The following is a 12,523-nucleotide window of genomic DNA, read 5'->3' as shown; positions in this document are numbered from 1 at the left end:
ACACATCCTCGCGTTAACAGATCCGGACAGCGAGCCGACAATCCCGCAACGGCTGCTTTCAGGGGTTTGAACTGACACGGATATATCCTCTTGATGAATGACATCGTCATGTATTACGGGACGGACGCGCCGTCCCGGTGAACACGCCCGCAAAGTTTACATCAGGCCTTTTTTCTTCAGTTCGGCTTTGAAGTTATCGCGGGTAATCAAGACCACGTCAGTGACTTCGGTGAATTTCGGCGGTTCCACGCCCTTGGTGACCCAGTTATAGAGCATCTGGGCGGTTTTGTAGCCGTGGATATCCGGGCTTGGCAACAGTGAGCCATAGAAACCGGTGGGTTCGGCCTTGGACAATTCATTGACCGCATCCACGCCGTTGATGCCGATACCAATGACATTGGGGGCTTTGAAGCCCTGGCCTTCCGTGGCGCGTACGCCGCCCAATACGGTATTATCGTTCATGCCCACCACCAGCCAATGTTTCACGTTGGGATGTTGGACCAACAAGGAGTTACCGGCGTCGAAGGCCCCCGGGATATCGTTGGTCTTGGTGGGAACCTGGTAGATTTGCGCGGCCGGCATGCCGTCGGTTTTCAAGGCATCCATGGCGCCGGAGGTGCGACGGCGCGCGGTATCAAGCTCATTGTCGGTAATGACCATCACGCCGGTATCGGCCACTTTCCAGCCGCGTTTGTTCATTTCTTTCCATTCTTCGTGACCGGCGCGCTGACCCAACTGGGTTGCGGCCATCATCACGATCGGCACATTGGTCATGGGCTTGCCCTTGGCGTCCACAAACTGATCGTCGACCGCGATCACTTTCATATCATAGCTTTTCGCCTTCGCTATGATGGCCGGCCCAAGCTTGGGGTCGGGAGTACAGATGACAAAACCTTTAGCGCCGCTGGCGGCCAAACTGTCGATGGCATTCAGGGTTTTCTCGCCATCGGGAACCGCAATTTTAATGACGTCAAAGCCGAGATCCTTACCGGCCTTATCGGCAAAACGCCATTCGGTCTGGAACCAGGGCTCCTCAGGCTGTTTCACTAAAAAGCCCAATTTCAAGTTGGCCGCCATAGCCGAATGAGACATAACCGCGGTCACTGCAATAGCCGCCAGTACCTGAGTAAATTTATGCATGGAACTCTCCACTATTTATTATCGCCTTGCTCCGAAAAGCTGAAGCGTGTAAGCGTTATCAGTCGGTAAGATATGTCGAATGGTACAGAAAAGTGGCGCCAAAACGCCGTTTAACCGACCAGACCCTTAAGACCGAAGTAATTTTAGCGTTAACGGTTTGTCAAAATGTAGAGCGTTATCACAGTTCTCAATAACAGCAGGTTCGTGCATAGATACAGCAAAATCCATCTGTTCACAGTTTATGAGCACCATCACAAATCGACTAACGGTGGCAGATTTGTGCATACTTCCAGCCGGCCTTTCCTCACCGCCGCGATGAAACAACCTTATGGTTATTCACAATATCTTTACGCGCTTACAGGAGAGAACATCATGACGGGAGAGGCCATCAGCCTCGGACTGGATTTCGGCAGCGATTCGGTGCGCGCACTGGCCGTCGGCTGCCAGAGCGGTAAGGAGCTGGCCACGGAAGTCGTCTGGTATCCACGCTGGCGCGAGGGCCGGTATTGCCAGCCCTCCCTCAATCAGTTCCGCCATCATCCGGCGGATTATCTGGAATCCATGGAACTGGCCATTCGCGCCGTGGTCAAGGATCTCACGCCAGCCCAGCGCGCCAGCATCGTCGCCATCGGCGTCGATTCAACCGGTTCGACGCCCGCGCCCATTGATGAGGAAGGCCGGGTCCTGGCGCTGCGACCGGAATTCGCCGATAACCCCAATGCCATGTTTATCCTGTGGAAGGATCATACCGCTATCGAAGAAGCCGAGGCCATCAACCGGCTTTGCCGCAGCGGGGAGTTTCCCGATTACAGCAAATACATCGGCGGCGTTTACTCATCGGAATGGTTCTGGGCCAAAATTCTGCACATCACCCGGCAGGATCCGGCGGTCCGGCAGGCGGCGGTTTCCTGGATTGAGCTGTGCGACTGGGTACCGGCGGTGCTATCGGGAACCCAGCGGCCGGAAGATATCCGCCGGGGGCGGTGTTCGGCCGGGCATAAATCCCTTTGGCACCCGCAATGGGGCGGCGTACCACCCAAAGCCTTTTTCGCCGCGCTCGATCCACGCTTGTGTGAACGGCTACAATATCCGTTGTTTAGCGAAACCTACACCGCTGATGCGCCGGTGGGTCTTATCACTAGCGAATGGGCGGCAAAACTCGGGCTACCGGAAACGACAACGGTGGCCGGCGGCGCCTTCGATTGCCATATCGGCGCGGTAGGGGCCGGCGCAACACCCTATACCCTGGTGAAAGTCATTGGCACGTCCACCTGCGATATCTTGATTGCTGACGAACACCGTGTGGGCGATCGCCCCATCGCCGGCATCTGCGGCCAGGTGGATGGCAGCGTGCTACCGGGCTTCATTGGTATGGAAGCCGGCCAATCGGCGTTCGGCGATATGTACGCCTGGTACGGCAAACTGCTGGGCTGGCCGCTGCGCGAGGCCGCGCGGCGCGATCCTTCCCTTGCGCCGGCCATGGCGGAAATCGGCGACCGGTTGTTATCCGATCTCGCGCAATCCTGGGCCGATAAACCGTCGCTGGAATATTTGCCGGTGGTACTCGACTGGTTCAACGGCCGCCGAACGCCTTACGCCAATCAACGGCTAAAGGGCGTCATCTCCGGTCTTAATCTCGGCACCAACGCGCCGGCGCTGTTCGGCGGGCTAATCGCAGCCACCGCCTTTGGCGCGCGCGCCATTATGGAATGTTTTATCGATCAGGGCATTCCGGTGGACAATGTGCTGGCGCTGGGCGGTATCGCCCGTAAATCCCCAATCATCATGCAGGTACTGGCCGATGTGATGAACCGCCCTCTGCAAGTGGTGTCATCCGATCAATGCTGCGCGCTGGGCGCGGCGATTTTCGGCGCGGTGGCCGCCGGCACGCATCCGGACATCGCAACAGCCCAAGGTCGCATGGCCAGCCGGATAGAGCGCGTGCTACAGCCCGATTCCGCCAATGTGGCGGCCTATCAAATGCTCTATGAACGCTACCTGGAATGGGCTCGGTTGGCGGAACCCGCCTACGCCGCGGCAACCGCCGGACAGTGACATATCAAAACCGGGCCGTCGGAATAACGGCGACCCGTTATTTTCCTTTAATGGAGACGCACAGGAGTCTTTATGGAAATTTTTCCGCAACAAGAAGTCTGGTTTGTCATCGGCAGTCAACACCTCTATGGCCCGGAAACTTTGCGGCAGGTCGCCGATCATGCCGGCACCGTGGTCCGGGATCTCAATGAAAAGGCCGGATTGCCCGTCAAGCTGGTCCTCAAACCACTGGTCACCACGCCCGACGAAATACAGGCCCTCTGCCGGGAAGCCAACCATGAGACCCGTTGCATCGGGCTGCTGACCTGGCTGCATACCTTTTCGCCGGCCAAAATGTGGATTGGCGGTCTGAGCATATTGCATAAACCGCTGTTGCAGTTCCACACCCAGTTTAATGCCCAGATCCCCTGGGACACGATGGATATGGATTTTATGAACCTGAACCAGACCGCCCATGGCGGCCGCGAATTCGGGTTTATCGGCGCGCGGATGCGCTTGAATCATCAGGTGGTGGTCGGCCATTGGCAGGACAAACAGGCGCATGCCGCCATCGCCGCCTGGATGCGCGCCGCCGTCGCCCGCAAAGAAAGCCAGCAACTGATTGTGGCGCGTTTCGGCGACAACATGCGCGAAGTGGCGGTCACAGAGGGGGATAAGGTCGGCGCGCAAATCCAGTTCGGCTATTCGGTGGCCGCCTATGGTCTGGGAGATTTGGTCGGGGTGGTGGACGCGGTTTCCACCGGCGATATCAACGCTTTGATAGAGGAATACGAAGCCCGCTACATTCTCACCGATAAAATCAAGCTCAACGGCGAGAAGCGCCAGAATTTGCTGGACGCCGCCCAGATAGAGTTGGGATTGAAACGTTTTCTGGAACAGGCAGGCTGCCGGGCGTTTACCACTAACTTCGAAAACCTCACCGGGCTGAAACAGTTACCGGGGCTGGCCGTGCAGCGTCTTATGCAGCAAGGTTACGGATTTGCCGGCGAGGGGGATTGGAAGACCGCCGCCCTGCTCCGTATTTTCAAAGTGATGGCCGCGGGATTGCCGGGCGGTACGTCGTTTATGGAAGACTACACCTATAATTTCCAGCCCGAGAATAACCTGGCGCTGGGCTCGCATATGCTGGAAGTCTGCCCGACTATCGCCCGCGAGGAAAAACCGTTGCTGGATGTGCAATTCCTTGGTATCGGCGGCAAAGCCGACCCGGCGCGGCTGTTGTTCTCCACGCCGGCCGGACCGGCGGTCAATGCGTCGGTTATCGATATGGGCGACCGGTTCCGGATGCTGGTGAATGTGGTGGACGCCATTGAACAACCGCGGCCCTTGCCGAAGTTGCCCGTGGCCCGCGCGATCTGGCAAGCGCAGCCTTCGCTGGAAGTGGCGGCGCAAGCTTGGATTTTGGCGGGCGGCGCGCACCATACCGTCTTCAGCCAGGCACTTAATCTGGAACACATGCGTCTTTACGCCGAGCTGAATAATATTGAGCTCATGGTTATCGACAACGAAACCCGTATCCCCGAATTCAAACAAGCCTTGCGGTGGAACGATCTCTATTACAAACTTGGCGGTAAATAAGCGTTAATCTTCGGGGAGGCGGGCAATACGCCCGCCCTCCGGCATAACGTTTTTTGCTTTTTTATCGTGGAATGTATGGACACTGAGGCCGCGCTGCATATACTACTTTGCTTATATTTAATCCCTTAATCAAACGCCATCATGACACCGCAAGAATATCTCTTAAAATTTCGCAAGGTGAACACAACCGAAAGCCTGGAAAAACTGTTCGATCATTTAAATTATTCTTTGGTCGATACCCGGGAGATCATCAGTATGTATCGCGCGGCGGATCACCGACGGGCTGAGCTGGCTTCCGGCGGCCGGTTGTTCGATATGGGGCGCATTCCGAAATCCGTTTGGCGGTATGTGATTTGATTACCGGCGCGTCGTCCGCAAAGATTGGCGGCTGGCTATGGTTGCCGGCCGTCTATGTGGTAATGGCGTTACTCAGCGCCAGTCTGATGATCGGTATTCATCTGCTCACGTTGATTCAGCACTGGCAGGCGTTTCGCCAGGCGCTACAGTTGCCGATGTTCGGCGTACAATGGTTCTCCTCGCTGGCGACCGCCCTGGCCATGTGGCTGTTTAGCTTTTGGGTGCTGCGCTTATTGGTGACCCATTCGCGACGGTTTCCCAAAATGTTCATTCTGTGGCTTTTGGCGGGCGTATTGCTGGGTTTGAAAACCTTTGCTTTCTCACCCGTTACCGACGCGCTGGCCTTGCGCACCCTGATGTGGCCCCTGCTGGCGGCGGCGCTGGGCGTGCCTTATATCAAACGTTCGCTGCGCGTCCGGCAAACCTTTACCCGTCCGTGATAACCCGCCGTTGTTTCCCTCACGGTGAGCCTTGCCGCCTCAATAGGCCGTTGTGCATTAACGGTCGATACCGGATAATACCCTGTGCGTTTGGGTAGACAGGTATGGCAATGAAGAGTTATCTGTTATTGTTTATCGGTACCGTGCTGGTAAATAATTTCGTGCTGGTCAAGTTTCTCGGCTTGTGTCCGTTCATGGGGGTATCCAAAAAACTGGAAACCGCCATTGGCATGGGGTTGGCGACGACATTCGTCCTGACCCTGGCGTCGGTATGCTCTTGGCTTATCGAAACCTATATTCTGCTTCCGCTGGGGCTGACTTACCTGCGCACGCTCGCCTTTATTTTTATTATCGCCGTGGTCGTGCAGTTTACCGAACTGGCGGTCCGTAAGACCAGCCCCGCCCTGTATCGCCTGCTGGGCATTTTCCTGCCGCTCATTACCACCAACTGCGCGGTGCTTGGCGTGGCTTTGCTCAATGTCGGCCTCGGGCATCACTTCCTGCAATCCGCCGTATACGGTTTCAGCGCGGCAGCGGGATTTTCCCTGGTCATGGTGCTTTTCGCCGCATTGCGCGAGCGGCTGGCCCTGGCCGATGTGCCGACGCCGTTCAAAGGATCGGCAATCGCGCTGATCACCGCCGGTCTGATGTCATTGGCCTTTATGGGCTTTACCGGCCTGGTAAAATACTGATGACTCTGCGCGCTGACCACATCGGGTTGCTTTGCGGCGGCAAACGGGCGACACCTTCGTTGGGAACGAAGAGGGCCCGCCATCAGCCCACAAAGAGGCAACGTGAAGTATGACAAGTCTCTACTACGCCATCGGGTCGCTCAGCGCGCTGGCGCTTATCTGCGGCGTTCTGCTCGGATTTGCCGCCCGCCGATTCCGGGTGCAAACGGATCCGGTCGCGGAACACATTGACGCGTTGCTGCCGCAAAGCCAATGCGCCCAGTGCGGCTACCCCGGTTGCCGCCCCTATGCGGAAGCCGTGGCATTTCAAGGAGAAAAAATCAATAAATGCGCGCCAGGGGGCGAGCGGGTCATGCTCAACATCGCCGCGTTGCTCAATACGGCGCCGCAGCCGCTGGCGGAAACAGCCGTGGCGGCGCCGCCGGCCACTGTCGCCTGGATCGACGAACGCAACTGCATCGGTTGCACCAAATGTCTGCAAGTTTGCCCGGTGGACGCCATTATCGGTACCGCGCGCGCGACGCATACCGTGATGGCCGATCTTTGTACCGGCTGCGATTTGTGCATCGCGCCCTGCCCGACGGATTGTATTGAAATGCGGCCGGTGGCGGAATCCCCGGCCACCTGGCGCTGGAATCTGGCGTTGATACCGGTGCGGCAACAAGAGGCCGGTCCGCATGTTTAGTTTGCTCCCCCGTCGCAGCGGGGACCGGCTTTGGGATTTCGACGGCGGCATCACTCCGCCGGACATGAAGGACATCTCCAGCCGCGCCCCTTTGCGCGCCATCCCCCTCCCAGAGGAGCTAATTATACCCCTCAGACAACATCTGGGACCGGAAGGGGAATTGCGCGTGGCCGCCGGCGATCACGTGTTGCGCGGGCAACCCTTAAGCTTCGGCCGGGGCCGGGCATTGCCGGTGCATGCCCCGACCTCCGGCGTCATTGCTTCCATTGAAAACCGTGTCACCGCCCATCCTTCCGCCCTGGCGGCACCGAGCATTATTTTGCGGCCGGACGGCGAGGATCGCTGGCATCACGCTCCATCGCTGGCGGATTTTTCACGGCGCCCGCCGGAAGAACTGTTGGAGCGCATCCAGCAATCCGGTATCGCCGGGCTGGGCGGCGCGGGCTTCCCCACCGCCGCCAAAATGACCGTCGGCGCTATCGACACGCTGATCGTCAATGCCGCCGAGTGCGAGCCCTACATTACCGCCGACGACCGGCTGATGCGGGAACGGGCTGAGGAACTCGTTACCGGCATCGATATCGCCGTGCATATCATTGCCCCCCGTCAAGTCCTGATCGGCATCGAGGATAACAAACCGGAAGCCGCGGATGCGCTGCGCCAGGCATTGAGACCGCGTTCCGACTATCGATTGCGGGTGATTCCCACCAAATATCCTTCCGGCGGAGCAAGACAGTTAACGCGGATCCTTACCGGTCGCGAAGTGCCGAGCGGACGGCATTCACCGGATATCGGCGTGCTGATGCTCAATGTCGGCACGCTGTTCGCCATTAAACGCGCGGTGATCGAGGGCGAAGCGCTAACCGAGCGGGTGGTGACCCTGACTGGCGGGGCACTGCGCCGGCCGGGTAATGTCTGGGCGCGACTCGGCACCCCGGTCGGTCATCTGCTTATGACGGCCGGATTTACCCCTGAACCGGGACAATATGTCATTATGGGCGGACCGCTGATGGGCTTTGCCCTGCCGACCACCGCGGCCCCGGTGGTCAAAATCACCAACTGTATTCTGGTCCCTTCCCGGGGGGAATTGGGGGAAGAACGGCCCGAGCAGTCCTGTATCCGCTGCGGGCGCTGCGCGGATGCCTGCCCGGCGAATTTGCTGCCACAACAATTGTATTGGTTCAGCCGCGGGCAGGAGAATGACAAAGCCCGGCAATACCATCTGTTCGACTGTATCGAGTGCGGCGCCTGCGCTTATGTCTGCCCCAGCGACATTCCACTGGTGCATTATTACCGCCGCACGAAGGCGGAAATCGCCGCCCAGGATCGCGAAGCGCAAAAAGCCTCATCGGCCAAAGCCAGACATGAGGCCAAACTGGCGCGCCGGGAGCGGGAGAAGACCGGCCGCGAGGAGCGCCATCGTCTGGCGGCAGCCCGGCTGGCGCAACCTGAACAGGAAAACCCGGTTGCCAACCGGGGAGCGGCCGGCGCCCCTCCTGGTGAAATCCATAGTGACAACGTCACTGATTTAACGCCCCTCCCGGCCACAACCGATTCGGACCGCGATGATCGCCATGCCGCGGTGGCCGCCGCCATCGCCCGCGTTAAAGCCCGCAAAGCGGCCGGCGAATCCGCCGGTGAGGGCGCCGCCCCTTCGGCCCAAGACGTTCGCCATGCCGCGGTGGCCGCCGCCATCGCCCGCGTTAAGGCTCGCAAAGCGGCTGCCGCCCGTTCTGAAGAGGATTAAATGGCATTTAAAATAGCAAGCTCGCCTTTCACCCGCCAGCGCAACTCGACCCGTCGGATTATGCTGCACGTGCTAGCTGCCTGTTTACCGGGTTTTTTCGCCCTGAGCTATTTTTTCGGCTGGGGCACGTTAATTCAGATCTTGCTGGCCTGCCTGGTCGCCCTGTTGTGCGAAGCCGGGATCGTCGCCTTGCGCAAACAACCTGTTGGTGAACGATTGGCCGATTTTTCCGCCATACTGACCGCCGTGTTGCTGGGATTAAGTCTGCCCCCTTTGGCGCCATGGTGGATCGCTGTCATCGCCACCCTAAGCGCCATCGGCATAGCCAAGCAGCTTTATGGCGGTTTGGGGCAAAATCCCTTCAATCCGGCGATGGTCGGCTATGTCATCGTATTGATTTCCTTTCCGGTGCAAATGACATCCTGGTTGCCTGATAGCGCCTTCCTGCCGCATACGGCTTCGCTGACGCAGTCGCTGGCGCTGATTTTTACCGGCCATGACGCCAACGGCCTTGATTTGCAGCAATTTCGCCAGGGTTATGACGGGTTGACCCAAGCCACGCCGCTGGATAATTTTAAAACCCATTCGCGTCTGGGCCAGGATGCCGCGACGATTTTACGACAACCCGTGTACGATGGCTGGCTGGCCGGTTTCGCCTGGCAATGGGTCAATATCGCCTTTCTCGCGGGCGGGGTTTTCATGCTGTGGCGCAAGGTCATCGACTGGCGAATTCCCGCCGGCTGCCTGGCCGGTCTGATACTTTGCGCGACGCTGGCATGGTGGTGGGCGCCCTTGTCCGAATTGCCGCCGGCCACCGAGCTTTTCTCGGGTTCGACCATGCTCGGCGCTTTTTTCATCGCCACCGATCCGGTAACCGCCGCCACTACGTCGCGCGGCCGCCTGATATATGGCGCCCTGATTGGAGGATTATGCTGGCTTATCAGAACCTTCGGCGGCTATCCGGAAGGGATGGCTTTCGCGGTACTGCTCGCCAATCTCTGTGTACCGCTTATCGACCACTACACCCAGCCACGGGCCTATGGTCATGACTAAGGGACGCGATATGCGGGATATGATGCGTCGACACGGTATCACGCTGGCGTTGTTCGCCGCGGCGGCAACCGGCCTGACCGCGGTTGTCCATAGCCTGACCCGTCCGGTTATCGATAGGCAGGCATTGAAACAGCAGCAGCAATTGCTTGATCAGGTTATCCCCCCCGGCATGCATGATAACAATATGTTAAATTCATGTTTTCTGGTCTCCGACAGCGCGTTGGGCGATAACGATCTTCATCGGGTTTACCTGGCCAGCAAGGGGGGGAAAACCGTGGCGGCGGCGATCGAATCCACGGCTCCCGACGGCTACAACGGCGCTATCCGGCTTTTGGTCGGGGCGGATTTTGCGGGTAATGTCATGGGGGTCAGGGTGACCGAACATCATGAAACGCCGGGACTCGGGGACAAAATCGATCGCCGGGTGTCAGATTGGATAACCTATTTCAGCGGGAAAGTCGTGCATTCCACCGAAGATCCTTTCTGGGCGGTAAAAAAAGACGGCGGCGGCTTTGACCAGTTCACCGGCGCGACCATCACGCCCCGTGCGGTGGTCAACGCCGTCAAACGGACGGCGCTTTACCTGGAAACGCTGCCGGATAAGCTTGCCACTTTACCCCCTTGCGGGAGAAACAACGATGAGTGAAGCCACGCGTTTACTACGTCAGGGATTGTGGAGCAACAATTCGGCCCTGGTGCAATTGCTCGGACTCTGTCCCCTATTGGCGGTGAGTAACACCGCGACCAACGCCTTGGGTCTGGGTTTGGCCACCACCCTTGTGCTGCTCTGCTCCAATAGCGCGGTTTCCGCCTTGCGCCGGTTTGTGCCAACGGAAATCCGCATCCCGATTTACGTGATGATCATCGCCTCGGTGGTGTCATCGGTACAGATGCTGCTCAATGCTTTCGCCTATGGCCTCTATCAATCCCTCGGTATTTTTATTCCGTTGATTGTGACCAACTGCATCATCATTGGCCGGGCGGAAGCCTATGCCTCCCAACACCGGGTGGCCCTGTCGGCCCTCGATGGACTCGCCACCGGTCTGGGCGGCGCGGCGGCGCTGACGCTGTTGGGCGGCCTGCGCGAACTCTTGGGCAACGGCACGCTGTTCGCCGGCGCCGACCATCTGCTTGGCCCATGGGCGAAAGCGCTGCGTATGGATATCTATCCATTGCACACGCCCTTCCTGCTGGCCATCCTACCGCCCGGCGCCTTTATTGGCCTGGGTTTTATGCTGGCGGGCAAGCAGGTTATCGACAATAAGCTCAAAACCCGGCGGCGGCAGGCGCAAACCCTGCTGGCCGCCACGTCTCTCCGGCAAGGACAAACAGAAACATGAATCAGGGCAAACGTCTGGCGATTTTAAACCGCCTGCGAGAGAACAACCCCCACCCCACGACGGAACTGCGTTACCAGTCGCCCTTTGAATTGCTGATTGCCGTATTGCTATCCGCCCAGGCGACGGATGTCAGCGTGAATAAGGCCACGGCGCAGTTGTTTCCCGTCGCCAATACGCCGCAAGGCTTACTGGAACTGGGGGTGGAGGGTGTAAAAGGCTATATCAAATCCATCGGGCTGTTTAACAGCAAAGCGGAAAATATCATTAAAACCTGCCAACGCTTGCTGGAGCGGCATAACGGCCAGGTGCCCGAAGATCGCGAAGCGCTGGAAGCCCTGCCGGGGGTGGGACGCAAGACCGCCAATGTGGTGCTCAATACCGCCTTTGGCTGGCCGACCATCGCCGTCGATACCCACATTTTCCGGGTCTGCAACCGGACCCGTTTTGCACCGGGCAAAGATGTCGTGGCGGTGGAGAAAACACTTTTGCGGGTCGTTCCGGCGGCGTATAAGGTGGATTGCCATCATTGGCTCATCCTGCACGGCCGCTATACCTGTATAGCGCGCAAACCGCGCTGCGGATCGTGCTTGATTGAAGACTTGTGCGAATTTAACGCCAAAGAGGAATGAGCGCGCGGCGACGCGGGCCAAAGGCGGCGGCATAAATGTCTTTATCGGCGGAAAGTGCCATCGCTTGTCATTTCGCTATGCCGCCGGCGGGCTTGGTCGTATGCTGTTCACAGGCGAATCGCTCAAGAGCATCTCATCCGGTCCCCTCCGGTAGGAGTGATCTATGAAACTGTATTATATGCCCGGCGCCAGTTCCCTCGCGGTTCATATCATCCTGCGCGAATCGGGGCTGGACTTTAGCATCGAAAAAGTGAGTTTCTTCACCAAACTGACCGAGCACGGCGAAGATTTTCTGACCATCAATCCCAAGGGCAAGGTACCGGCATTGTTACTGGACGACGGCACCCTGCTCACCGAGGTGGTGGCCATCGTTCAATACCTCGGCGATCGGGTCCCCGACCGGCACCTCATCCCGGCGCCAGGCACGTTGTCCCGTTATCAGGCGCTGGAATGGCTGAATTATGTCGCCAGCGAGCTGCACCAAGGACTGAATTCGCTGTTCGACAACCAGATCCCACAGGATTACCAGATACAGCTGCGTCAACAGATGGAAGTTAAACTGCTTTATCTGGATAGGGAATTGGCCGGTCAGGACTACCTGCTGGGAAACCGCTTCAGCGTGGCCGACGCCTATCTTTTCACCATGCTGACATGGACGGAACGGCTGGGATTCGACCTGGGGACCTCGCCCATGGTGGCGCGTTTTTACCGTCATATTCACGACCGGCCCGCCGTGGCGGCGGCGCTGGCGGCGGAACACCAGGAAGCGCAGGCTCAGGCCATGTAACCGCCAGCCGCCCGGAAGGC

Annotated in this window: 13 protein-coding genes; 12 read left to right on the top strand and 1 reads right to left on the bottom strand. The window is 58.5% G+C overall.

Features of this window, described 5'->3' with window-relative positions; translation table 11 throughout:
• Positions 1 to 156: 156 nt before the first annotated feature.
• Entirely contained in the window at positions 157 to 1,140 is a 984-nt protein-coding gene (locus FCN80_RS13440) for an arabinose ABC transporter substrate-binding protein (protein WP_136990670.1), read from the bottom strand.
• A gap of 372 nt (positions 1,141 to 1,512) precedes the next feature.
• On the opposite strand from FCN80_RS13440, the gene FCN80_RS13435 reads away from it, so the two are divergent.
• The 12 genes from FCN80_RS13435 to gstA all read left to right on the top strand — a co-directional run bounded on the left by FCN80_RS13435 (position 1,513) and on the right by gstA (position 12,503).
• A complete protein-coding gene (locus FCN80_RS13435; RefSeq protein WP_136990669.1) occupies positions 1,513 to 3,195 on the top strand; it encodes a ribulokinase in 1,683 nt (560 codons plus the stop codon).
• Positions 3,196 to 3,267: 72 nt separating this feature from the next.
• Positions 3,268 to 4,773, top strand: a complete 1,506-nt coding sequence (gene araA / locus FCN80_RS13430; RefSeq protein ID WP_136990668.1) for an L-arabinose isomerase — start codon at positions 3,268 to 3,270, stop codon at positions 4,771 to 4,773.
• Between the two features lie 141 nt (positions 4,774 to 4,914).
• Complete coding sequence (gene ydgT / locus FCN80_RS13425) at positions 4,915 to 5,130, top strand: transcription modulator YdgT (protein WP_136990667.1); 216 nt, start codon at positions 4,915 to 4,917, stop codon at positions 5,128 to 5,130.
• Entirely contained in the window at positions 5,112 to 5,570 is a 459-nt protein-coding gene (locus tag FCN80_RS13420) for a DUF2569 domain-containing protein (RefSeq protein ID WP_230492659.1), read from the top strand. Before ydgT ends, FCN80_RS13420 begins: the two co-directional genes overlap by 19 nt.
• Positions 5,571 to 5,680: 110 nt before the next feature.
• Entirely contained in the window at positions 5,681 to 6,262 is a 582-nt protein-coding gene (gene rsxA / locus FCN80_RS13415) for an electron transport complex subunit RsxA (protein WP_136990666.1), read from the top strand.
• 109 nt (positions 6,263 to 6,371) lie between these two features.
• Positions 6,372 to 6,947, top strand: a complete 576-nt coding sequence (gene rsxB, locus FCN80_RS13410) for an electron transport complex subunit RsxB (protein ID WP_136990665.1) — start codon at positions 6,372 to 6,374, stop codon at positions 6,945 to 6,947.
• A complete protein-coding gene (rsxC, locus tag FCN80_RS13405) occupies positions 6,940 to 8,694 on the top strand; it encodes an electron transport complex subunit RsxC (RefSeq protein WP_136990664.1) in 1,755 nt (584 codons plus the stop codon). The genes rsxB and rsxC overlap by 8 nt, the downstream gene beginning before the upstream one ends.
• Entirely contained in the window at positions 8,695 to 9,747 is a 1,053-nt protein-coding gene (rsxD, locus tag FCN80_RS13400) for an electron transport complex subunit RsxD (RefSeq protein WP_136990663.1), read from the top strand.
• Positions 9,740 to 10,393, top strand: coding sequence for an electron transport complex subunit RsxG (rsxG, locus tag FCN80_RS13395; RefSeq protein ID WP_230492658.1), 654 nt, complete (start codon positions 9,740 to 9,742; stop codon positions 10,391 to 10,393). Before rsxD ends, rsxG begins: the two co-directional genes overlap by 8 nt.
• On the top strand, positions 10,386 to 11,087 hold the full coding sequence (locus tag FCN80_RS13390; protein ID WP_136990662.1) for an electron transport complex subunit E: 702 nt from the start codon (positions 10,386 to 10,388) through the stop codon (positions 11,085 to 11,087). The genes rsxG and FCN80_RS13390 overlap by 8 nt, the downstream gene beginning before the upstream one ends.
• Positions 11,084 to 11,716, top strand: coding sequence for an endonuclease III (gene nth, locus FCN80_RS13385; protein WP_136990661.1), 633 nt, complete (start codon positions 11,084 to 11,086; stop codon positions 11,714 to 11,716). Before FCN80_RS13390 ends, nth begins: the two co-directional genes overlap by 4 nt.
• Positions 11,717 to 11,879: 163 nt before the next feature.
• Positions 11,880 to 12,503 carry a glutathione transferase GstA gene (gene gstA / locus FCN80_RS13380; RefSeq protein ID WP_136990660.1) on the top strand — a complete coding sequence of 208 codons (624 nt, stop codon included), beginning with the start codon at positions 11,880 to 11,882 and terminating at the stop codon, positions 12,501 to 12,503.
• The last annotated feature ends 20 nt before the right edge of the window (positions 12,504 to 12,523 follow it).

This window comes from Martelella alba (assembly GCF_005217455.1).
GTDB lineage: Bacteria > Pseudomonadota > Gammaproteobacteria > Enterobacterales > Enterobacteriaceae > Acerihabitans.
The sequence above is the reverse complement of the archived record's forward strand: the minus strand, read 5'-3'. Positions and strand labels throughout refer to the sequence as shown.